We start from the raw sequence: 20,552 nt of genomic DNA on the forward strand, positions 1-20,552 counted from the left end.
TAAGTATAGTTATCAAACATGAGGAAGCCTGAGCGCATCTTCGCGCGGGACGCCGAATGGAATCACCTGGCCCGGTTCGCGAGCCGGACCGCGGACCGTCCACAGCTGGCCGTCATCAGCGGCCGGCGTCGACAGGGCAAGACCTTCCTCGTGCAGGCGCTGGCCGAGGAAGCGGCCGGTCTGTACTTCGGCGCGACGGAGGCGACGGAGGCCGAGTCCCTGGCTCTGTTCGCGACGGCGGTCGGCGCGCACCTGGAAATGTCCGCTCCACCGCGGTTCAACCGCTGGGACGACGCCATCCGGTTCCTGTTCACGACCGATCCGGCCCGTGGGCCCTTCGTGATCGACGAGTTCCCGTACCTGAGCAAGGTCTCGCCTGCACTGCCGTCGATCTTGCAGCGCGAGATCGATCACGCCGTGTCCGGCGGGCGTCCGACCTCCGTGCTGCTGTGCGGTTCGGCGATGTCGGTCATGGGTGGACTGTTGTCCGGCAACGCTCCGCTGCGCGGCCGGGCGAGCCTGGAGCTGGTGGTCCGGCCGTTCGACTACCGGTTGGCGGCGGAGTTCTGGGACTTGGCCGATCCGAAGCTCGCGGTGCTTGTGCACGCGGTGGCCGGCGGCACCCCGGCGTACCGGAGGTTCGTGGACGACGACATCCCGGCGTCGGCGGGCGACTTCGACGACTGGATCCTGCGGACTGTGCTCAGCCCGGTGAACCCGCTGTTCCGTGAGGCGCGGTATCTGCTGGAGGAGGAGATGGATGTCCGCGACAGTGCGCTTTACCACTCCGTGCTCGCAGCAGTTGCCGCAGGCAACAGTACGCGCGGTGGGATCGCGAACTACGTCGGCCGGAAGGCGACCGACATCGGGCACCAGCTGACGGTCCTGGAAGACAGTGGCCTGCTGCGACGCCGGGAGGACGTCTTCCGTGCCCGGCGATCCACCTATCACGTGGCCGAACCGCTGGTGGTCTTCTACCAAGTGGTGATGCGGCCGCAGTGGGGACTGTTGGAGAGCGGCCGGGCCGAGAACGTCTGGGAGGCTGCAAGAGCACGGTTCTCCTCGCAGGTCGTCGGCCCGCACTTCGAGCAGCTCTGCCGGGACTTCGCGCTGGCGGCACCGCCGGAGCTCTTCGGCGAACTGCCGGGACAGATCGGTGCCGGCGTCGTGCCGGATCACAGCCGGCGCAGCCAGATCGAAGTGGACGTGGTGGTGCTGGCGCCGACTGTTCCCGGGCAGCGGCGCAAGCTGCTGTCGCTGGGTGAGGTGAAGTGGGGCGAGGTGATGGGGCGGCGGCACGTCGAGCGATTGGAGCGGGCCCGGCAGTTGCTGTCGCGGAACTACGACACCTCGGAGACGAAGCTCGCCTGCTACAGCGGCGCCGGGTTCGAGCCGGGTCTCGACTCGGAGGTGCTCACAATCGGACCCGACCGTCTCTACAAATCCTTCGCGTAGCAGAGGGAGGCCGGTTCGTTCTCGAACGGCGGGTACGGCGGGGTGGGGGTGTAGCCGTGGTTCGTGTAGAGGGCGATGGCTTGGGTCTGGTGGGTGCCGGTCTCGAGGCGGAGGCGGGTGACGCCGGTGGCGCGAGCCTGGGACTCGACCGCTTCTAGGAGGATCCGGGACAGACCCCAGCCGCGTGAGGACGGTTCGACGTACATGCGCTTGATCTCGCCGAGGCCGGGGGCGACGGGCTGCAGGCCGACGCAGCCGACCGGAGTTCCGTCGAGGACGAGCAGGGTGAAGGAGATGTCGGCGTGCAGCGCGACGAGCGGCTGGTCTTCGCCGTACATCGCGGCGAGCTCGGCCTGCTGGGCGGTGGTCAATGCGACCAGCGTGGGGTCGGTGCCAGGGACCGACCGGAGTTCCAGTCCCTCGATCTGCTCCGTCGTCATGCGTCCGGACGGTAGCAACCTGGCATGACGCTGCTGTTTCCGTTTCCTCTCCGGCGCTGCGGACGGGCGTGAGGCAAACCCGGGCAGTCCAGGTCCGGACCCGCCACGGGCAGCTCCACGCTCGAGGTTCTGACGAGCGTGGAGCTGCTCTTGATGGGCTAGGCGACTCGGACGGGTTGGTAGGTGAGCAGGGCGATGCTCGCGCCGATTGTGCGATTGTCGACAAGGCGCAGCGGCTTGACGAGAGCGGTCTCGCCGAAGAGGCGATCGCCGGCCCCTACGACGAGCGGGTAGGTCATCAGCCGCAGCTCGTCGACGAGGTCGTGCTCGATCAGCGTGCGCGCGAGGCGACCACTGCCGTAGACCACGATCTCTCCGACCACCTGGTGCTTGAGACTTGCTACCTGCTCGACCAGGTCGCCCTTGAGAACGGTCGAGTTGTCCCAGTCGGGTCCTTCGAGGGGCGAGGACGAGACGACGTACTTGGGCAGGCTGCGCAGACGGTTCGCCCAGGCATCGGTCCGGGTCGCCCAACCGCGGGCGACAAACCACTGGTAGGTCAGTCGCCCGAACAGCAGGGCCTCGGTCCGCATCGCCTCCTCGATCTCGACCTTGGCCCATTCCTCCCGATCCCGGTCCGTGATGCAGGTGAACCAACTGCCGCGCCCGAGGCCCTCGTCACCGGTCGCGTCCTCGATGACGCCGTCGACCGAGACGTTCTCGCTGACGATGATCTTTCCCATGTCGTGCTCCTTCGTCGATTTGTCGCTACGACTGGTGCAGACGCCGCGGTGACGGAGAAGGGGGCGCCCCTTTCTGGGCACGGCCGGCGTCTGTACAGCTGTGGAAGCACCGGCGAGGGCGAGAGTGGAGTCGATGAGAGCCGATCTGATCAGCAGGGCGCAGGCCGGGGACAGCGACGCGTTCCGGGCGTTGACCGAGCCGCACCGCCGCGAGTTGCACGTGCACTGCTACCGGATGCTCGGCTCGTTCCAGGACGCCGAGGATGCTCTCCAGGACACCCTGTTGTCGGCCTGGCGAGGTCTCGGCACGTTCGAGGGCCGCGCTTCGATCCGCACCTGGCTCTACCGGATCGCCACGAACAGATGCCTCAGCGCGCTGCGCTCGGCCAGCCGGCGTCCGGCCAAGGAGTGGGACATCCCCGGCATCGAACCGCCCGAGCCGACCCGGCTCGGTGAAGTCGCCTGGCTCGAGCCGTACCCCGACGAGCTGCTCGAGGATGCGATCAATCTGCCGCTCGGCCCGGAGGCCCGCTACGAGCAGACCGAGTCAATCTCTCTGGCTTTCGTGACGGCTCTGCAGTTGCTGCCGCCGCGTCAGCTCGCCGTTCTCGTCCTGCGCGACGTGCTCGGATTCCACGCGCGCGAGACGGCCGACATGCTGGACACGACCGTCGATTCGGTCAAGGGCGCACTCAAGCGGGCGCGGGTCGGGCTGCAGCAGCGCCGGTCTGACTCGCCGGTTGCAGGATCGCCTGCCGAGGATGCGCTGGTGGCGAAGTTCGTCAGCGCGTACGAATCGGCCGACATCGCTGCGCTGGTGGATCTGCTGACCGACGACGTGTTCATGTCGATGCCGCCGCTGCCGCTCGAGTACCAGGGCCGGGACATCGTGGGCCGCTTCTGTTCCGACTTGTTCGGGACGGGTCGCCGGTTCCATCTCGTACCGACGCGGGCCAACGGGCAGCCGGCGTTCGGGATCTACCTGCATGCTCAGACCGGCGTCCGGCACGGCACCGGGCTGCTTGTCCTCACGGTTGCCGGCGACCGGATCTGCGCAATGATCCGTTTCGAGAACAGTGTTTTCCCGTCGTTCGGACTGCCGCGATCACTGCCCGGACCGCGGGACCTGGGATAGAGACGGCGTGGTGTGATGAGCGCGTGGAATCGCTGGAAGAGATCGCGGCCGATGTCAGGGCCGGCAAGTTGGATCCCGTTGAGCTGGTCCGTACTGCGCTGATCCGGGCCGAGGAGACAGCCGAGACGAATGCCGTCGTTCACGTCGACGCCGACGGAGCGCTGCAGCGCGCGGCACGTCACGACCGGAGTGGAGCGCTCGCCGGTGTGCCGGTTCTGGTGAAGGAGATCGTCGAAGTCGAGGGATGGCCGTACCGCTGCGGGTCCGCGGCGATGGACGAGGTCGGGCAGCAGGATGCTGACGTCGTACGCCGGTTGCGGGCGGCCGGCGCGATCATCATCGGGCTGAGTCACACGCACGAGTTCGCGTACGGGTGCACGGGTACGTCGAATCGGCTGGGGCCTTGCCGCAATCCGCATGACTTGTCGCGGATGACGGGTGGGTCCAGTGCGGGTGCTGGTGCTGCGGTCGCGGCCGGGGTGGTTCCGTTGGCGATCGGGACGGATACGGCTGGGTCGGTGCGGATCCCGGCGGCGTTGTGTGGGGTGGTTGGCTTCAAGCCGGCGTACGGGACGCTGTCGGCCGACCGGGTGTTCCCGTTGTCGCAGAGCCTCGACCACGTCGGCGTATTGACGTCGACCGTTGCCGATGCGGTCTATGCGATGTCGGTGCTCTCTGACAGTGCGTTTGCTGACGCTCGGCCCGCGCGGCTTGGTGTGGTGACCAATCCGGAGTACCTCGACTTCACTGACGAGGTTGGTGCGGCGTGGACGGCAGCGCTGGGTCGTCTCTCGGCTGCGGGCGTGGAGTTGGTCGACGTCGAGGTGCCTGATTGGGGAGACAGCTTTACTACTGGTGCTCAGATACAAGGCCCCGAGGCGGTGGCGAATCACGCTGGACGGTCGATGGCGCAGTACCAACCCGACGTGCAGGAGCGGCTGCGCGAGGCGGCCGAGGTCACGCCCGCGGAGTACGACGCCGCCCGTGTGAGAGCGACTGCGATCACGGCTGGGATGGAGCGCGTCCTCGCCGGGGTGGACGCCGTACTCACCCCGACCGTTCTCTGCACCGCGCCGCTGATCGCCGACGTGGCCACACCCGAAACGAGCAAGGCGATTCGATCCCAGCTACTCAAGAACACCCGCCTCGCCAACGTCACCAAACACCCAGCCGTCAGCCTCCCCCTCCCGACCGAGGGCCTCCCCGTCGGCCTCCAACTCATCGCCCCCACCAACAACCAAGCCGCCGCCACCGCCCGCTGGATCGAATCCCAACTGTCCTCAGAGGGTTCGCCCTGAGGAGAAATCGGTTGCAGTAACACTTCGGTGTGGGAAATTATCAACCACAACCGATAGCTCGGTGTGTTGTTACCGCCCCAACCGAGGAGTCCTGTGAAGTCCCGTGCTGGTCGTGTCCTCGCGAGCGCGCTCGCGCTGTCCGCATCCATCGCTGTCGTGACCGCCGGCAGTGCGTTCGCCGACGAGCCGCCAGGCGGGATCGTGTGGGATCACACCTACACGGCGCCGGGCGTGAAGGTGTACGTCGAAGAGCACGGCGACATCATCTCCGTCTGCGACACAGCGGAGAACGGGCACGCGGCCTGGGTTCTCGTCACAGACAGAGTCGGCGTCCAGTTCCGGGTCACCTCCTACAACGGAGTCGGTAGCTGTGCGGAGTCCCGGGCCAACGACGGCCTGGGGCACGACCTGTACGAGGGCGACCGGATCGACCTCCATCTGGACGGCGACGGCGACGGCGCCGGTGCCGCCTACAAGGCCTTCGTCAACGACCACTGAGCCTGTTCGGCCAATCCCGATCCGAAGAGGAGCACGTCTTGAAGTCATATCTTGGTCGCGTCGTTGCGGGCTCGATCGCACTCGCCGCAGCCACCACCGTCCTGACCGTCGGTCATGCTTTCGCATCCGAGCCGCCGGACGGCATCGTCTGGGATCACACGTACCGGGCGGAGGGTGTGGTGGTGTACGTCGAGGAGCACGGCGACATCGTGTCCGTCTGCGACACGGCGGCGAACGGCCATTCGGCCTGGGTCCGCGTCCAGGACCGCGTCGGCTACGAGTACCGGATCGCGGCTACTCACGGCAAGGGCACCTGTGACACCGCCCAGGCCAGCGACGGCGGCGGTCGCAACCTGTACGAGGGCGACAGGATCGGCCTCGAGTATGAGGGTAACGGCGACACCTTCGGCACGTGGGCGGAGTGGGTCAACGACCACTGATCCGGTGCCGGGGTGGAAGGTTGCGGACTTCCACCCCGGCGACCGTGGTCAGCGGTAGAGGCGGAGGTCGGCGAGGCTCCACCAGTGATCGCTGGTGGCTGTCGATGTGACGCGGATGTACCTGGCGAGGGCCGGGTGCAAGTTGACGGTCGTCAGCTGGCCGGTTGAGTTGCCGGTGGTCGGCTTGGTCCAGTGGGTGCCGTCGTTGCTTACAGCAACGTTCCAGCTCGCCGCGAAGTCGCCGAGCTGGCCGCCGCTGTCGAGGGCGAGCTGGCGGAAAAAGCGCGGCGAGCCCAGGTCCACCTGCAACGATTGGCCGGGGGCCTGCGCCTCCTTGCTTGTCCACACCGTCGAGCCGTCAGCGTCGATCGCCATACCGGCCTCGGCGCCGTTGACCGATGCAGTTGCCGTCGCGCCTTCGAGTGAGACCGGCTGCGTCACGTCCGCCGACACCCGTCCCCACGTGAACGTCGCGATCGAGCCACCCGGCAGTTCGTACTCGAAGGACCTGTCGCCGACGGCCACCGCGAAGCTCCGGGGGTCATCGTTCTCGTTGTGTACGACGAGAGCCGTCGTACCGTCCGGGTTGCGGAAGGCCGCCGACATCAGTTGCCCGTTCCACCCTGTCGTCCCGTACGACGTACTGCCGATCCGGACCGCGCCCGCCTTCACGAACTTCGACAGGTGGCCGATCGTGTAGTACTCCGCATCGGTCGTCACCGAGCCGTCCGGCTGCAGCGTGACCAGGCCGGTGCACGTGTCGCAGCCGCCGAGGTGCGGGCCGCCGGTCGAGTCGAGCGCGATGTTCCAGTTGACCACCGACTTCGCCCAGTTGCGGGTGGTGCCGAGCATCAGGTTGCGCGCGTGCCAGGTGAGCGTGCCGCGGAAGATCTGCGGCGGGGTGTCGTCCGGCCCGTGCGATCCGGAGCACTCACTGAACCAGATGCCCTTTGACGGGAACGCGTTGTGCAGCGCGGTCTGCGCCGAGGCATCACCGGAGTAGCAGTGGTAGGCCGTACCCGCGATCCACTTCGCCGCCGGCGACTGCAGCAGCTTGTACGGGTAGTCGGTCTCCGGGTCCTCGCCCGGCGGAGTGGACTCGATGTCGCCGGGGTGCGTGGTCCAGTTGTGGTCGTAGCCGAGGATCTTCGTGCGTGGACTCGCCTTGCGGAGCAGCGGACCGAGCGCCGAGATCACCGCGGCCTCCTGCCGGACGGGCATGTCCGTTCCGGGGTACGCGCTGGGCTTGCGGTTCTGCGGCTCGTTCTGCACGGAGATGAAGTCGACCGGGACGCCCGCCTTGGCGTACGCCTGGACGAACTTCACCAGGTACCGCGCATAGGCGTCGTACACCGCGGGGTCGTCCTTCAACCGGCCGCCGATGAGCGAGTCGCCGGTCTTCATCCACGCCGGCGGGCTCCACGGGGTCGCCATTACCTTCAACGTGGGGTTGAGTTGCTTGGCGCGACGGAGCAGGGGGAGTACCTGCTGCTGGTCGTGCGCGATGCTGAAGTTCTTCAGCGGGAAGTCGGTCTGGCCCGCTGGTACGTCGTCGTACGTGTAATGCGCGGCCTCGGCGGTGAAGTCGGACGAGCCGACAGGCTGGCGCAGGAAGCTGACGCCGATGCCCTGCTTCGGGTCGAACAGCTTGCGCATCGTTTGCTCGCGGTCTTGCGGACTGAGCCGATACAGCACGTTGGCGGACGAGTCAGTGATCGAGGCGCCGAAGCCGTCCATCGTCTGGTACGACGTCCGTGGGTCGACCGTAATCGTGGTCAGGTCGCTGGCGCCGCGCTGGAAGGCGACCGAGGGTCGCTCGTGTAGGAGTTCCGCGCGGTCTGGGGTCGTGACCCAGACACGCGCCTGGTCGGTCGGTGCGTGCCCGGTCGTGGGATGTGCCCGTGCGGAAGGGACGCTCAGCGAAGTAACTGCCAGCGCCAGAGCAACCCCGAATGCCTGCGTCCTCATCGCACTCCTCACACCGACCCGGCAGAAACGGCCACAGACAACGCTTCCCCACAACTCGTGTCAATATGCGGGGCCCGTGGGTTCGTCCCCACGCGGCCGCTACGCGCGCTCCTGTCGTCGCGTGCTCGCGGTCGCTCCCGCCCGGGGTGTTGCGCTGCCGCCGCCCGACTACGGCGTGGTTCCGCGACCATGTGGACTGTCTGGCAACTGTTGGACCCGGGGTGGGTTGTCGGCCGCGGAGCATGGTCGGGGAGTGCTGTGGGTTTGTCCCCACGCGGCCGCTGCGCGCGCTCCTGTCGTCGCGTGCTCGCGGTCGCTCCCGCCCACCCGAGGTGTTGCGGCTATCGCCGCCCCGACTACGGCGTGGTTCCGCGAACCTGTGGGCACTCGGTCAACTGTTGGACCCGCGGCTGTCCCCACGCGGCCGCTGCGCGCGCTCCTGTCGTCGCGTGCTCGCGGTCGCTCACATCCGCCCAAGCTGTTGCGGCTGCCGCCGCCGCGACTACGGCGTGGTTCCGCGACCATGTGGACTACCTGGCAACTGTTGGACCCGGGGTCTGGTCGTCGGCTCCGGTTGACTCCTGTGGCTTGCCTGCACGCGGCCGCTTGCGCTCTCGTCCTCCTGTGCTCGCGGTCGCTCCCGCTGCTCAGTTGGACAGCAGACGTGCGGCACCGCTGATCAGCGTCTTGGCACGTCGGATGGCGGCTCTCGCCTTCGCGGCCCCGACATAGATCATCCCGTAGTGCGCGCCGTCCTTGATGTCGAGCAGTCGGCGCAGAGCTTGCGAGAGCTCCTTGCCGTGAGGGCCGGCCTGAGCTACCAACTGGATCGCTTGCCTGTGGTCCTGGCCGCGTGAGCGCCGGCCGAGCGTTGCGCAACAGGCAGCGTCGGCAGCAGCGATGCCCGCAAGTACGGCGAGTGCAGCCACGACATTGTCGTTGGCCAGTTCGTCGTCCTCGCAGCCGACGAGCTCGGCGACTTCGAGGAATGCTCGTGCCTGGCTAAGTCGAACGGTGGCTTGCGCACGGTTGCAGTCTTCGGTTCTGCCCGGCGGGGTCAACGCGGGATCACCTCATGAGCGATCCGGTTACGGAGGTCGAGGAAGTCCGGCCCATAGATCGTCACGGCATCGCGGACCCAATCCTTGACGATCGGTTCGCCTACGTGGAGGTGGTCGGCGAGTTCGGCTTCGGTGAGTTCGTAGGTCTGCAGGTGATTGCCACTCCAGGCGTAGACCTGTTCGCCGAGTTCATCCCAGTCAGGCGGCGGGTCATCGGCGAACTCATGCACGAGAAGGAGGTCGACGTCGCTGTGCAGATCACCGTCGCCGCGGGCTGTCGAGCCGAAAACGCTCGCATGCACCGGCTTGGGAGACCACTGCTCGATCGCGTCACGCATTCGTTCGAACAACCGCTGGCGCAGTTCCGTCAGCTCCAGTACGACGTTTGCGGCCAGGTGCTGCCGGTTCAGGGCGTACTGCACGCTGGCACCAACCTCTGTCGCGGTCACCAGCCCGGTGCTGGTCAGACGCCGCAGGACCTTGCGCGTCCCTGACTCGCTTCCGCTGGCGGCAAGCTGATGGATCTTTCGGCCGGTGAGCGGTTGTGCTGTCCGAGCAAGCACGGACAGCACTGAACCGTCGAGCGACGGCACCACCGTGCTGATGGGCTGAGACATATCCACATCCTCACTATAGTGCCGATATCAGTAAAATAGTGAGGATATCCGTACTAAAGTGCGGATTGGTCGCCCTGCACCTCAGCAGTCGCGGACTGCCGCACGGGTTGGTTGAGCACCTGCGGGCGTGCGGCCACCAAGTCCGATGTTCGGAAACAAAGGGCCACCAGGCGACGACAAGTTTCCGGGAAGCCGTCCCGATGTACTCGGTCACGAGGTTGGTGACAGGCAGGCGATTCGGGCCGGTGGTCGGGGGGAACCCGGCCTCGTACGGGACCTGGTGGCGGCGCGGGATCTGCGTGGGGGACGAGCCACAGCCGTTCCGATCGTTCTCTACAGTTGGCGACCCCACCTCGGTCCGACAGTTGTTCGAGGGTCCACAGGGTTCGCGGAAGCACCCGCAGTCGGGGCGGCGGTAGCCGCAACACTTTGGGTGGGCGGGAGCGACCGCGAGCACGCGACGACAGGAGCGCGCGTAGCGACCGCGTGGGGAATCAACCACAGCAGTCCCGAGTGTCCACCTGCCCCGGGACCACGCAGTAGTAGGGGCGGCGGTAGCCGCAACGGCTTGGGCGGGTCAACGCGACCGCGAGCACGCGACGGCAGGAGCGCGCGCAGCGGCCGCGTAGGGGGCGACTACAGCTTGCGCAACAGGTGGAGCGCTTCGATGGCGTGGGCGACCAGTTCCTTGTCGGTCGTCTGCCGGTCCTTCTCGGGAAGGCCGGACCATTCGATGGCGAGGTCTTCGGTGTACGCGAGCCACGCATGCACCCGCATGTACTCGCTCGAGGCGGGCACCTCGGCGACCTCAGGAAGGCCCAGATACGTCAGCACACGCTTCGTCAACCCAGCGCGGGTCTCGTCGTACACCTTCACCGCGTAGTCATCCCCGCCGGCCGCACCGCGCACGAAGGAGATGTACGCCGTGCGCCGCCGGGTGATGAAGGCGACGAACTGGATCAGCATCTCGTGCAGTTGTTCGTCGGGCGGGAGGGAGTCGTCCGGTTTGGTGACGCGCAGGAGGCGGCGGCCGGCGGCTGAGATGACGGCGACGTAGTAGTCGCGCTTACTCGGGAAGTAGTGGAACAGCAGGCTGCGGGAGATTCCGGCCTGCCCGGCGATCGCGTCGATCGACAGCTCGTGGATCGGCTGAGTGCGCAGCATCATCAGGCCGATCCGGACCAGTTGCTTTCTGCGGTCCTCCGCTGTCAGTCGGTGATCCATGCTATTGAGCATTGCTTAGGGGCTGAGCTACGGTCAAGGCAACCCGAAGGAGTCTTGATGGGATTCGAACCTTCCGCCCGGGCGAGTGAGCTGATCGGCCGGGTAGCGGAGTTCATCCGGACTGAGATCGAGCCGGTCGAGGCGGAGTTGCAGGCCGCGACCCAGGCGGCCGCCGATCCGTGGCAGCCGCAGCCTGTGTTCGCGGAGCTGCAGGCCAAGGCTCGCAAGCAGGGACTCTGGAATCTGTTCCTCCCGCCGGCCGAGCCCGGCAACGAGCAGTACGGCGAGGGCCTGCCCAACCTGGACTACGCCCCGATCGCGGAGCTCACCGGCCGGTCGTTCCTGGCGCCGTACGTCTTCAACTGCAACGCACCCGACACCGGCAACATGGAAGTGCTGCTCCGGTACGGCGACGCCGAGCAGAAGAAGCAGTGGTTGGAGCCGCTGCTCGACGGCGCGATCCGGTCGGCGTTCTGTATGACGGAGCCGGACGTCGCGTCGGCGGATGCGACCAACATGGCGGCGACCGCGGTCATCGAGGGCGGCGAGGTCGTCATCAACGGACGCAAGTGGTGGAGCACCGGCGTCGGTCACCCGGACTGCCAGCTGCTGATCTTCATGGGCCTCACCGATCCGGACGCCCCTCGGTACGCGCGGCACACGATGGTGCTCGTTCCGCGGGACACCCCTGGTGTGAAGGTCGAGCGTTTGCTCCCGACGATGCACCGGTACGACGAGCCACACGGGCACGGTGAGGTGTCGTTCACCGATGTCCGCGTGCCGGCGTCGAACATCCTGGTCGGGCCGGGACGCGCGTTCGAGATCGCGCAGGGACGGCTGGGTCCGGGCCGCGTGCACCACTGCATGCGGTTGATCGGTCTGGCGGAGAAGGCGCTCGAGCTCGCGCTGGAGCGCGGCACCACCCGGACCGCGTTCGGTAAGCCGATCGTCAACCTCGGCGGCAACCGGGAGCGGATCGCGGACGCGCGGATCGCGATCAACCAGGCCCGGTTGCTCGTGCTGCACACGGCGTACCTGCTGGACACCGAGGGGCTGGCGGGTGCGTTGAGCGAGGTGAGCCAGATCAAGGTCGCGGTGCCGCGGATGGCGCAGGACGTGATCGACATGGCGATCCAGTTGCACGGTGGCGGCGGGCTGTCGGACGACTTCCCGCTCGCGGCCGCGTGGACGAGTGCACGGGCGTTGCGGCTGGCGGACGGGCCCGACGAGGTGCACCGTGGAGTCATCGCCAGGCTCGAACTGGCGTCGTACCTGCCCCGGGAGGTCAAGTGAGCCGCGTCCTCGTCACCGGCGGCGCCAGCGGGCTGGGCGCCGCGCTGGTCTCCCGGTTCGTTGCCGAAGGCCACCAGGTGCTCTGCACGGATGTCGCCGAAGAAGGGCCCAAAGACTATCTGCAGCTGAACGTCCGCAGCCCCGAGGACTGGGCCGCGGCGGTCGAGTGGTGTGAGCAGAACTGGGGCGGCCTCGACATCCTGGTGAACAACGCCGGGATCGCGACCGGCGGCCGGATCGACGTCGAGACCCTCGACGAGTGGGACCGAGTCGTCGACATCAACCTGATGGGTGTCGTCCGCGGCTGTCGTGCGTTCACGCCCGTCTTCAAGCGGCAGCGCTCGGGGCACATCGTCAACACCGCATCCGCGGCCGGTCTGGTCCACCCGCCGATGATGAGCTCGTACAACACGGTCAAGGCCGGTGTCGTCGCGCTCTCGGAGACGCTGTCGCACGAGCTGCACCCGTACGGCGTGAACGTCTCGGTCGTCTGTCCGTCGTTCTTCCGGACGAATCTCGGCGACTCGATCCAGGGCGAGGACACCTCGATGGCCGCCACTGCGCGGCAGCTGATCGAGAAGTCGCCGCGGACGGCGGACGACATCGCGGCCGGTGTGATCACCGGGATCAAGAAGAAGCAGTTCCTGATCATCCCGGATCGGCCGGCGCTGATGGCGTGGCGCACCAAGCGGTTCGCCCGGCCGCTGTACGACCGGCAGATGCGCAAGATCGCCGCCCGGGCTCGCGAGCGCGCCGAGGCCGCCGCTCGTGGGTGATGGCGCGCGGGCGGTCCGCGAGGAAGACGCCTTCGACGTACCGGCGGTGGACCGCTGGCTCCGGCAGCAGACCGAGCTGCCGGCCGGGCTGCCGGAGGTCAAGCAGTTCTCCGGCGGCGCGTCCAACCTGACCTATCTCTTGCAGTACGACGGCCACGACCTGATCCTGCGCCGCCCGCCGGCCGGGACCAAGGCCAAGGGCGCGCACGACATGGGCCGCGAGTACCGGATCCAGGCCGGCCTCAAACCGGTCTTTCCGTACGTCCCGACCATGGTTGCCCACTGCAACGACGACGCGGTGATCGGTTCCGAGTTCTACGTGATGGAGCGGATCGCCGGCACCATTCCGCGGACGTCGGCGCTCGGCGTGGACCTGACCGCCGACCAGACCCGGCAGCTCGGCTACACGCTGATCGACACCCTGGTCGAGTTGCACGCGGTCGATGCCGACGCCGCCGGTCTGACCGACCTCGGCCGCGGCGCGGGGTACGTCGAACGCCAGGTCAAGGGCTGGTCGGATCGGTACCGCAAGGCCAAGACCTGGAACGTGCCGAGCTACGAGCGCGTGATGGCGTGGCTGGCCGAGAACCAACCGGCCGACGTTCGTACCTGCGTCATCCACAACGACTTCCGCCTCGACAACGTGGTGCTGGCACCGGACGACCCGCTCCGGGTGGTCGGCGTTCTCGACTGGGAGCTCGCGACCCTCGGCGACCCGTTGATGGACCTCGGCAGCGCGATGGCGTACTGGGTCCAGGCGGACGACGACTGGGCGTTCCGCCGGTTCCGCCTGCAGCCGTCCGACGTACCCGGCATGCTGACGCGGGACGAGATCGTCGCGTACTACCTCGAGCGGTCCGGACTGAAGCCGGAGAACTGGGCCTTCTACGAGGTGTTCGGGCTGTTCCGGCTGGCGGTGATCGCGCAGCAGATCTACTACCGCTACCACCACAAGCAGACCCACAACCCGCGGTTCAAGACCATGTGGAGGCCGGTCAACCTGCTCGAGTGGCGCTGCCGCCGGATCATGCGGCGGGCCTGATGGCCGTCATCTACCTCGTCCGGCACGCTCAGGCGTCCTTCCGTCAGGCCGACTACGACCAGCTCTCGCCGCAGGGTGAGGAACAGGCGACCGTGCTCGGCAAGGCTCTGCTCGCCCGTGGGGTGACCGCGGATCTGGTGCTGCGCGGTTCGATGCGGCGGCACGCCCAGACCGCGGCGCTTGCGCTGGCCGAAGCGACTGCGGAAGAGGACAAGGGGTTCGACGAGTTCGATCACACCGAGCTGATCGTGGCGCACAAGCCCGCCTACAAGCGGCGTGCGGTGATGCTGGCCGACCTCGCGCGGACCGGGCACCCGGAGCGTGCCTTCCAGCAGATGTTCACAGCCGCCACTCAGCGCTGGGTCGAGGGCGGTGACGGCTACACCGAGACGTTCCGTGCCTTCTGCGAGCGCTCCGAGGCCGCAGTACGTCGTACTGCCGAGCGACTGGGCAAGGGCGAGACCGCTGTGGTCTTCACGTCGGGTGGTCCGATCGCGGCCGTGGTGAGCCGGCTGCTGTCCGGCGGCGACCAGCTGTGGTCGCGGCTCAATCCGATCACGATCAACACCGCGATCACCAAGGTCGTGTCCGGCCGGAGCGGGCTGACTGTGGTGAGCTACAACGAGCACGGGCATCTCGACGGCACCGAGTTGCTCTCCTACAGATAAGGCTCCCAATGAGACGGAACATCTTGATCACCGGCGCGAGTGCCGGACTGGGGGAGGAGATGGCCCGGCAGTTCGCTGCCAAGGGCCACAACCTGGCGCTCACCGCGCGCCGCGAGGACCGGCTGGAGGCACTCCGGGCCGAGCTGATCGAGCGGCATCCCGGGCTGACCGTGGTGATCCACAAGCTCGACGTCACCGATCACGAGCAGGTCTTCGAGGTGTTCCGCAAGGCCGATGCCGAGCTGGGTCAGCTCGATCGGGTCATCGTGAACGCCGGCCTCGGGAAGGGCGCACCGCTCGGCACCGGGCGGTTCGACGCGAACCTGCAGACGGCGGAGACCAACTTCGTCGGCGCACTCGCCCAGGCCGAGGCGGCGATGGAGCTGTTCCGGGCGCGGAACGCCGGGCACCTCGTGTTCATTTCGTCCGTCTCGGCGGTGCGCGGGTTGCCGAAGACGGTCACGACGTACGCCGCGACGAAGGCCGGTGTCGCCGCGCTGGCCGAAGGGCTCCGGCTGGAACTGCTCCGCAAGCCGATCAAGGTCAGCACGATCTTCCCGGGCTACATTCGCTCGGAGATGAACGAGCATGTCACGAACACCCCGCTGATCGTCGACACTGTTCCCGGCGTACGGGCGATTGTCGCGGCGATCGAGGCCGAGAAGGCGACGGCGTACGTGCCGCCGTGGCCGTGGAGCCCGCTCGCCCGGGTGATGCGGTACGCACCACTGCCGTGGCTGAAGAGGATGATCTGATGCGTTGGGGCTTGACCGTTCCGTTGACCGGTGTGCCGTTGCGCGACCACCGGCCGCTGGTCGCCGAGCTGGCGTCGCTGGGCTACACCGATCTGTGGTCGGCCGAGGTGGCCGGGGCGGACGCGTTCACGCCGCTGGTGCTGGCGTCCGAGTGGGATGAACGGTTGCGGCTGGGGACTGCCGTCGTACCCGTGCACACGCGGGGTCCGGCTGCGTTGGCGATGAGTGCGGCCGCGTTGGCGGAGTTGGCGCCGGGGCGGTTCGTGCTCGGGATCGGGGCGTCGTCGGAGACCATCGTGACCGGGTGGAACGGGATCGCGTACGACCCGCCGCTGGCGCGGACCCGCGACGTACTGCGGTTCCTGCGGCAGGCGTTCGCCGGAGAGCGGGTGGATGGGGAGTTCGACAGCTTCACCATCCAGCGGTTCCGGCTGGAGAAGGCACCCGACGTACCGCCGGCGATCATGCTCGCGGCGCTGCGGCCGCAGATGCTGAAGCTGGCCGCGCGGGAAGCGGACGGCGCGATCACCAACTGGCTGTCGGCCGACGACGTACGGCAGGTGCGGGCCGAGCTCGGGCCGGACAAGGAACTGGCCGCGCGGATCTTCGTCTGCGTCACCGAGGACGCGGAGATGGCGCGCAACATCGGCCGCTACCTGATCGCGACCTACCTGACCGTGCCCGGGTACGCCGCCTTCCACGACTGGCTCGGCCGGGGCGCCGCGATGAAGGAGATGCGCGAGGCCTGGGCCGCGGGCGACCGGAACGCCGCGATGGCCGCCGTACCGATCGAGGTGCTGGACGACCTGATCGTCCACGGCACCCCGGACGAGTGCCGCGACCACATCGGCCGGTACGTCGCCAACGGCCTGGACACCCCGATCATCGCGACCCTGCCGACCGGCACCGACCTGCTCGACACCGCCCGCGCCCTCGCGCCGCTCAGCCTGGGCTGACCGAGAAGGCGCGGACGCAGATCGGCTCCGGCGCGAGCTGCTGGATCACGACGATGCCCGACACCGTCGAGCCTTTGGTGGTGCCCGACAACTGGACGACGAACGTGATCTGCTGACCGATCGGGGTCGGCCCCGCGGCCAGGCGGGTCGGCGGCTTCAGGTACTGCTGCATCAGGAAGGGGATCACCTGCTTCGCGCTCCGGCACGCCAACGCGGTCGCCGCGTTGGGGTTGTTGGCGTTGAGCTGAGCAACGAAACGCCGGGCCACGCCGGCGACGGTTGCCGCCGGCTTCGGTGCGGGTGACTGGGTCGTCGACGGCCTGGTCGTCGGCTTGCCCGTGGGCACCGGGATCGTCTTGGTCGGGAGCTTGATCGACGGGTTGGGCGTGTTGACCGCGACCGAGGTGACTTTGGTGGGTGCCGAAGTGGGCGTCTGCCGGCCGGAGATCAGCCTGGCGACGAGGACGCCGCCGGTGATCAGGACCCCGACCAGGAGTGCCACGAGCAGGGTGATGATCAGACCGGCTCGGTTCTTGCGAGGTGGTTGTCCGTAGTTGGGCGCGGCCGGTCCGCCCGGTGGGTAGCTCACCTACTCAGTTTCGCCAGACGCGGGGTCAGCTGAGCCGGTGCTCGGCGAGCCAGGTGGTGGCGCGGCGGTTGGAGGCCTGGGCGAGCCAGGCGTCCTGGACGATCTCGGTCAATTCCTGCTTGGTGAGCTCGCCGATCCGGCTCGCCCGGACGAGGACCGACGGGTGGCCGTCGAAGTGCGGGGTGGTGAAGAACGGGTTCGATTCGTCCGACACCAGCGCGAGCTTGTCGTCCTGGGACTCCACCCAGAACACGATCACGTCGTCGTACCGCTCGCCCGTGTCCGGGTCAAACGCGTCCGGCCGCGCCGTCCGGAAGAACACGAACGACTTCCCGCCGACCTGGTACACCGGGCGTTCGCTGTCGGTGTCCTTCTTCCAGACGGTGACATGCGGCATCCCGAGCGCCACCTCATGCACATCCGCCACTCGCGCTCTCCGCCCGGCCACACGCCGAGTTAACCAGGTAGGCAAACGGATCGCGAGGGGCACTTGCTGCATTCGGCCTTACGTCGTCTGGAGTCGCCGATCTGGAGGTGGGCGAAGCTCATGGACTGGGTTGGGCGAGTTGTCGAGCAGGATTCGCTGGTGCTGGCTGGTGATGGCCAACTGGTAACGCTGCCGGGCCGGTCTGCCGGCCCGGAGCCAGATGCGGTGAGCTGATTCGACCTCATCCCAGAGATTGCGCGGGCCGCCTTGGGTCACGATCCCTTCGCTGAGGCGAGCCCAGGATCCGTCGAGGTGGTACGCGACAGTTGCGGCGACGGTCTGCATGACGCGCACGCCTGGCTGAGTGAGGTCGAGCCAGAAGCGGGCCGCGTTGTCGCGATAGATCGCCGCGTCGTACTCGTAGTCGCGGGTTGTCCCGTAGCTGGTGACAGCTGTCTGGAGGAGGTCAGCGACGGGCTGCTGACCCTCCTGGTGACGCAATGGCATGAAGTAAGCCGCCTCCGGCAGGAAGGTTCCACTCGCCACCGCGCTGTCGGGATGCTTGGTGATGCGTGCAAGGCCTGCGCCCAGTGGAGTAACGATCGAGCCTGTGGGCTTGAGCTGGGCCAGCCAGGCCTGTGGGATGAAGTCCAGCCGACAGGTTGCGATGATGTGGTCGTAAGGGCTTTCGGCGGCATACCCATCGATGCCATCGGTTGCCGCGAGCAACGGGTGGTAGCCGGCCGAGGACAGGTGCCGGCGAGCGTCGTCGACCAACTGGGTGTCGATGTCGACGCTGACGACGTGCCCGCTAGCGAGTCGCTCGGACAGGAGTGCAGCGTTGTAGCCGGTTCCGGTGCCGATCTCGAGGACAGCTTCATCACCGGTCAGCTCAAGAGCTTGGAGCATGGCGGCCATCAGACTGGGCGCAGTGGACGACGAGGTGATGTCGTCTCTCGTCACGAGGTGTGTGTCGGTATAGATCGTGGAAAGCCACACGTCCCCCGCGGACTCTTCGATCACCGACGGTCCATCGTCCGTGTTCTGGTAGAAGCGCGGAACGAAGAGATGGCGGGGTACCGCGGTGAACGCGGCCTGCCAGCACGGATCGACGATCGCACCGGCCGCGACGAGCGAATCGGCCATCATCGCGCGCAGCTTGATCGCTTGTTGGTCGATTGCCTGGTCACGTTGCGGGCTCATCGGCTGCCAGTCTCCAACATGTCGGCGATCGCCTGCGCGATCGGCGTCCGCAGCTGCGGAACGAATGCCCACTGCCCGTTCGGATTGGCTTCGAGGAATACCCAGCCGTTGGGACCGACCCGGAAGTCGAGTGCCGCGAAGGTCAAACCGAGCCGGTGCAGCAGATCGAGTACGGCGGTCCTAACAGCCGTCGGCACGTCGATGAGCCGGTAGGTGACGTTCTCGTGGTGGGCACGGATATCAAGAGGTCCGTCCGAGCAGGTCGGTTGTATCTCGGCGGCGAAGAGCCGGTCGCCGACGACGGTGAGACGTACGTCGATCCCGTCGATGAGTTCTTGGAACAGGTGGGCGGTGCTGGCGATGCTGGGGTCGCTCCAGTGCTCTTCGGCGACCTCGGAGGTGTACAGGACGCCACTTCCCGATTCGTCGTCGATGGTGACCATCGTGGCTAGAGACTTCGTGATGATCCGGCCACCGACATCGCCGGCGAAATCGCCGACTGCGGCTGGGTCATTGGTGACCAGGGTCGACGGGATTTGCAGACCGCAGCGAGAGGCGACTGCTAGCTGGTACGGCTTTACCCGGGCGTCTGCCATCGCAGCAGGATGGTTCAGCCATCTGACGCGCGGCAGGCCAGCCAGGACGCCGGGCAATCCGTGCCGTGCCTGAGAGACTACGAAGTCCTGGTCGGACGTCGCGAGGCCGCCCGGTGGGCGAAAGTCCGAGGGCCGCCGGTAGTAGATGGCCCGCACGGATCCGAGATCGATGCCACGTGGCGCACCGGTCAACGATCCGTTCCACGACAGCCCCGGGGCACCGAGGCGGGCAGTCATCGTCATGGCCGCCGGAAAGTTTCCTGGGTCGCAGCGTACGAACTGGGTTCCGCGGCTGTTCAGCTCGTTCAGGACCACGTCTGCGGTCGGGTCGTCATCGTGGGTGAGGACCAGGATCCGCGGGGGCTCAGTCATCGAGATGGTCCTCCCTACTTGTCGTCGGTCATCCAGTCGACGGTGAGAACGTCTTTGCCGTCGGACTCGTACGACGTCATCGTGGCAGCCATCGGCATCACCTCACTGGTGGGGACTCCGCCCACCAGTCCGATCTGTCGCTGCGGGCAAAGAGTCACCTCGGGCCGCGTGAACCTGGGGCGGCCGGGTGAGTAAACGACGAACCGGAGACCGAACGGACGCCCTATCGCCTGCGGCGGGCGGCTCCCACCGGGGTCGAGCGCGCTGAGCGGGAATCGATCGTGTTCTCTCCACATGGTGTACTCCTTCGAACGGTTCGGTGAGCTGCCTTCAGGGACAAATGGCCGGGCGTCGCAGGGAAGGTGATTGGTCTCGGCGGACGGACGCAGACGCAGGGGTCGGTACGCCCGCCCACCGGGCTCTGGCGGAGCTTGAGCTCCAGGTACTTCCGCGGGGGACTGGGATCAACGCGGGTCTGCGAGGGTTAGTGCAGGTGACGCGCTCGCTGCCACCGCATGGGCATGCGTCTCGCGATGCAGGCGTTGCACCTTTGTCTCGCTGTCGCCGACTGCGCTCAGATGTGCCTGGGCCAGCACGATGACCGCGGGAATTTTGCGCCGCTTCACGGTCTTGATGAGTTTGTCGAAGGCGGCTGGATCGGTGTGCAGGTGCTCCACGAACACCTTTTGCAAGAAGAATCCTTGCTGCCCGGCGAGAGTGGCGAGACGTTCCTCTGCTTGGACGAGTTGATCGCGAGTCATGGACCGGTAGTGCCGCAGGTACCCGACCGCGGGTGTGAGTGGGTCCGTCATGTCAGCCCTCCTCGGTCATGGCGAGTGACTCTGTGCACGGTCGCTGGTCACTCCACGGTGGCGCCGCAGGAGGCGGAGCCCAACCAGCGATCGCGCTGTGTAGTCAATTATCAACATCGTGCGCAGGAGGAAGTTGCACACTTCGTGCAACCGGCACGTCACTCGGCGAGCACGAACGCCAGGA

23 protein-coding genes are annotated in these 20,552 nt (G+C 67.3%); 11 read left to right on the top strand and 12 right to left on the bottom strand.

Annotation, left to right across the window (positions count from 1 at the left end):
- Nucleotides 1–18 precede the first annotated feature (18 nt).
- Entirely contained in the window at nucleotides 19–1,455 is a 1,437-nt protein-coding gene (locus E0H73_RS33850) for an ATP-binding protein (RefSeq protein ID WP_131363307.1), read from the top strand.
- Here the strand turns inward: E0H73_RS33850 and E0H73_RS33855 are convergent.
- Together E0H73_RS33855 and E0H73_RS33860 are read right to left on the bottom strand one after the other, a co-directional pair.
- The gene (locus E0H73_RS33855; RefSeq protein WP_131363309.1) at nucleotides 1,437–1,895 is read right to left on the bottom strand and encodes a GNAT family N-acetyltransferase; all 459 of its coding nucleotides are present in this window, start codon (nucleotides 1,893–1,895) and stop codon (nucleotides 1,437–1,439) included. The genes E0H73_RS33850 and E0H73_RS33855 overlap by 19 nt on opposite strands.
- 158 nt (nucleotides 1,896–2,053) lie before the next feature.
- Entirely contained in the window at nucleotides 2,054–2,638 is a 585-nt protein-coding gene (locus tag E0H73_RS33860) for a dihydrofolate reductase family protein (RefSeq protein ID WP_131363311.1), read from the bottom strand.
- A gap of 133 nt (nucleotides 2,639–2,771) precedes the next feature.
- On the opposite strand from E0H73_RS33860, the gene E0H73_RS33865 reads away from it, so the two are divergent.
- From E0H73_RS33865 to E0H73_RS33880, 4 genes are all read left to right on the top strand, one after another.
- Nucleotides 2,772–3,773 carry a sigma-70 family RNA polymerase sigma factor gene (locus tag E0H73_RS33865; RefSeq protein WP_131363313.1) on the top strand — a complete coding sequence of 334 codons (1,002 nt, stop codon included), beginning with the start codon at nucleotides 2,772–2,774 and terminating at the stop codon, nucleotides 3,771–3,773.
- A gap of 23 nt (nucleotides 3,774–3,796) precedes the next feature.
- Nucleotides 3,797–5,071: an amidase gene (locus tag E0H73_RS33870; protein WP_238164444.1), complete on the top strand. Its 1,275-nt coding sequence runs from the start codon at nucleotides 3,797–3,799 to the stop codon at nucleotides 5,069–5,071.
- Nucleotides 5,072–5,164: 93 nt separating this feature from the next.
- Nucleotides 5,165–5,569 carry a hypothetical protein gene (locus E0H73_RS33875; RefSeq protein ID WP_131363315.1) on the top strand — a complete coding sequence of 135 codons (405 nt, stop codon included), beginning with the start codon at nucleotides 5,165–5,167 and terminating at the stop codon, nucleotides 5,567–5,569.
- Between the two features lie 38 nt (nucleotides 5,570–5,607).
- Nucleotides 5,608–6,009, top strand: coding sequence for a hypothetical protein (locus tag E0H73_RS33880; RefSeq protein WP_131363317.1), 402 nt, complete (start codon nucleotides 5,608–5,610; stop codon nucleotides 6,007–6,009).
- 48 nt (nucleotides 6,010–6,057) lie between these two features.
- Here E0H73_RS33880 and E0H73_RS33885 read toward each other — a convergent pair whose 3' ends face one another.
- The 4 genes from E0H73_RS33885 to E0H73_RS33900 form a co-directional block, all read right to left on the bottom strand.
- Nucleotides 6,058–7,977 carry a discoidin domain-containing protein gene (locus E0H73_RS33885; protein ID WP_131363319.1) on the bottom strand — a complete coding sequence of 640 codons (1,920 nt, stop codon included), beginning with the start codon at nucleotides 7,975–7,977 and terminating at the stop codon, nucleotides 6,058–6,060.
- Between the two features lie 647 nt (nucleotides 7,978–8,624).
- The gene (locus tag E0H73_RS33890; RefSeq protein WP_131363321.1) at nucleotides 8,625–9,038 is read right to left on the bottom strand and encodes a hypothetical protein; all 414 of its coding nucleotides are present in this window, start codon (nucleotides 9,036–9,038) and stop codon (nucleotides 8,625–8,627) included.
- A complete protein-coding gene (locus tag E0H73_RS33895) occupies nucleotides 9,035–9,655 on the bottom strand; it encodes a nucleotidyltransferase domain-containing protein (RefSeq protein ID WP_131363323.1) in 621 nt (206 codons plus the stop codon). The genes E0H73_RS33890 and E0H73_RS33895 overlap by 4 nt, the downstream gene beginning before the upstream one ends.
- A gap of 636 nt (nucleotides 9,656–10,291) precedes the next feature.
- Nucleotides 10,292–10,879 carry a TetR/AcrR family transcriptional regulator gene (locus E0H73_RS33900; RefSeq protein WP_238164445.1) on the bottom strand — a complete coding sequence of 196 codons (588 nt, stop codon included), beginning with the start codon at nucleotides 10,877–10,879 and terminating at the stop codon, nucleotides 10,292–10,294.
- A gap of 57 nt (nucleotides 10,880–10,936) precedes the next feature.
- On the opposite strand from E0H73_RS33900, the gene E0H73_RS33905 reads away from it, so the two are divergent.
- Genes E0H73_RS33905 through E0H73_RS33930 form a run of 6 tightly spaced genes read left to right on the top strand, consistent with a single transcriptional unit; the run spans nucleotide 10,937 to nucleotide 16,369 of the window.
- Nucleotides 10,937–12,172 (top strand): acyl-CoA dehydrogenase family protein, encoded by a 1,236-nt coding sequence (locus E0H73_RS33905; protein ID WP_131363325.1) that lies wholly within the window; start codon nucleotides 10,937–10,939, stop codon nucleotides 12,170–12,172.
- Complete coding sequence (locus tag E0H73_RS33910; RefSeq protein WP_131363327.1) at nucleotides 12,169–12,948, top strand: SDR family NAD(P)-dependent oxidoreductase; 780 nt, start codon at nucleotides 12,169–12,171, stop codon at nucleotides 12,946–12,948. Before E0H73_RS33905 ends, E0H73_RS33910 begins: the two co-directional genes overlap by 4 nt.
- Complete coding sequence (locus E0H73_RS33915) at nucleotides 12,941–13,990, top strand: phosphotransferase family protein (protein ID WP_131363329.1); 1,050 nt, start codon at nucleotides 12,941–12,943, stop codon at nucleotides 13,988–13,990. Before E0H73_RS33910 ends, E0H73_RS33915 begins: the two co-directional genes overlap by 8 nt.
- Nucleotides 13,957–14,658 (top strand): histidine phosphatase family protein, encoded by a 702-nt coding sequence (locus tag E0H73_RS33920; RefSeq protein WP_238164446.1) that lies wholly within the window; start codon nucleotides 13,957–13,959, stop codon nucleotides 14,656–14,658. The genes E0H73_RS33915 and E0H73_RS33920 overlap by 34 nt, the downstream gene beginning before the upstream one ends.
- Before the next feature lie 8 nt (nucleotides 14,659–14,666).
- Complete coding sequence (locus E0H73_RS33925) at nucleotides 14,667–15,413, top strand: SDR family oxidoreductase (RefSeq protein ID WP_131363331.1); 747 nt, start codon at nucleotides 14,667–14,669, stop codon at nucleotides 15,411–15,413.
- Entirely contained in the window at nucleotides 15,413–16,369 is a 957-nt protein-coding gene (locus E0H73_RS33930; protein WP_131363334.1) for an LLM class F420-dependent oxidoreductase, read from the top strand. Before E0H73_RS33925 ends, E0H73_RS33930 begins: the two co-directional genes overlap by 1 nt.
- Here the strand turns inward: E0H73_RS33930 and E0H73_RS33935 are convergent.
- The 6 genes from E0H73_RS33935 to E0H73_RS33960 all read right to left on the bottom strand — a co-directional run bounded on the left by E0H73_RS33935 (nucleotide 16,356) and on the right by E0H73_RS33960 (nucleotide 20,368).
- Nucleotides 16,356–16,958: a hypothetical protein gene (locus E0H73_RS33935; RefSeq protein ID WP_131363336.1), complete on the bottom strand. Its 603-nt coding sequence runs from the start codon at nucleotides 16,956–16,958 to the stop codon at nucleotides 16,356–16,358. The two genes, E0H73_RS33930 and E0H73_RS33935, sit on opposite strands and share 14 nt — an antisense overlap.
- Nucleotides 16,959–16,983: 25 nt before the next feature.
- A complete protein-coding gene (locus E0H73_RS33940; RefSeq protein ID WP_202867687.1) occupies nucleotides 16,984–17,385 on the bottom strand; it encodes an MmcQ/YjbR family DNA-binding protein in 402 nt (133 codons plus the stop codon).
- A gap of 78 nt (nucleotides 17,386–17,463) precedes the next feature.
- On the bottom strand, nucleotides 17,464–18,588 hold the full coding sequence (locus E0H73_RS33945; protein ID WP_238164447.1) for a methyltransferase domain-containing protein: 1,125 nt from the start codon (nucleotides 18,586–18,588) through the stop codon (nucleotides 17,464–17,466).
- Nucleotides 18,585–19,556 carry an MvdC/MvdD family ATP grasp protein gene (locus E0H73_RS33950; protein ID WP_131363340.1) on the bottom strand — a complete coding sequence of 324 codons (972 nt, stop codon included), beginning with the start codon at nucleotides 19,554–19,556 and terminating at the stop codon, nucleotides 18,585–18,587. Before E0H73_RS33950 ends, E0H73_RS33945 begins: the two co-directional genes overlap by 4 nt.
- Before the next feature lie 14 nt (nucleotides 19,557–19,570).
- Nucleotides 19,571–19,852 (bottom strand): hypothetical protein, encoded by a 282-nt coding sequence (locus tag E0H73_RS33955; protein WP_131363342.1) that lies wholly within the window; start codon nucleotides 19,850–19,852, stop codon nucleotides 19,571–19,573.
- A gap of 168 nt (nucleotides 19,853–20,020) precedes the next feature.
- Nucleotides 20,021–20,368, bottom strand: coding sequence for a hypothetical protein (locus tag E0H73_RS33960; RefSeq protein WP_131363344.1), 348 nt, complete (start codon nucleotides 20,366–20,368; stop codon nucleotides 20,021–20,023).
- Nucleotides 20,369–20,552: the final 184 nt, after the last annotated feature.

Source organism: Kribbella pittospori (assembly GCF_004331465.1).
In the GTDB taxonomy this organism is placed as follows: domain Bacteria; phylum Actinomycetota; class Actinomycetes; order Propionibacteriales; family Kribbellaceae; genus Kribbella; species Kribbella pittospori.

Excerpts from the sequence above, each read along its gene's own strand:
- E0H73_RS33950 (WP_131363340.1), bottom strand. The coding sequence starts at position 19,556 with ATGACTGAGCCCCCGCGGATCCTGGTCCTCACCCACGATGACGACCCG.
- E0H73_RS33885 (WP_131363319.1), bottom strand. The coding sequence starts at position 7,977 with ATGAGGACGCAGGCATTCGGGGTTGCTCTGGCGCTGGCAGTTACTTCG.
- E0H73_RS33855 (WP_131363309.1), bottom strand. The coding sequence starts at position 1,895 with ATGACGACGGAGCAGATCGAGGGACTGGAACTCCGGTCGGTCCCTGGC.
- E0H73_RS33925 (WP_131363331.1), top strand. The coding sequence starts at position 14,667 with ATGAGACGGAACATCTTGATCACCGGCGCGAGTGCCGGACTGGGGGAG.
- E0H73_RS33945 (WP_238164447.1), bottom strand. The coding sequence starts at position 18,588 with ATGAGCCCGCAACGTGACCAGGCAATCGACCAACAAGCGATCAAGCTG.
- E0H73_RS33900 (WP_238164445.1), bottom strand. The coding sequence starts at position 10,879 with ATGGATCACCGACTGACAGCGGAGGACCGCAGAAAGCAACTGGTCCGG.
- E0H73_RS33895 (WP_131363323.1), bottom strand. The coding sequence starts at position 9,655 with ATGTCTCAGCCCATCAGCACGGTGGTGCCGTCGCTCGACGGTTCAGTG.
- E0H73_RS33955 (WP_131363342.1), bottom strand. The coding sequence starts at position 19,852 with ATGTGGAGAGAACACGATCGATTCCCGCTCAGCGCGCTCGACCCCGGT.
- E0H73_RS33960 (WP_131363344.1), bottom strand. The coding sequence starts at position 20,368 with ATGACGGACCCACTCACACCCGCGGTCGGGTACCTGCGGCACTACCGG.
- E0H73_RS33865 (WP_131363313.1), top strand. The coding sequence starts at position 2,772 with ATGAGAGCCGATCTGATCAGCAGGGCGCAGGCCGGGGACAGCGACGCG.
- E0H73_RS33850 (WP_131363307.1), top strand. The coding sequence starts at position 19 with ATGAGGAAGCCTGAGCGCATCTTCGCGCGGGACGCCGAATGGAATCAC.
- E0H73_RS33905 (WP_131363325.1), top strand. The coding sequence starts at position 10,937 with ATGGGATTCGAACCTTCCGCCCGGGCGAGTGAGCTGATCGGCCGGGTA.
- E0H73_RS33860 (WP_131363311.1), bottom strand. The coding sequence starts at position 2,638 with ATGGGAAAGATCATCGTCAGCGAGAACGTCTCGGTCGACGGCGTCATC.
- E0H73_RS33930 (WP_131363334.1), top strand. The coding sequence starts at position 15,413 with ATGCGTTGGGGCTTGACCGTTCCGTTGACCGGTGTGCCGTTGCGCGAC.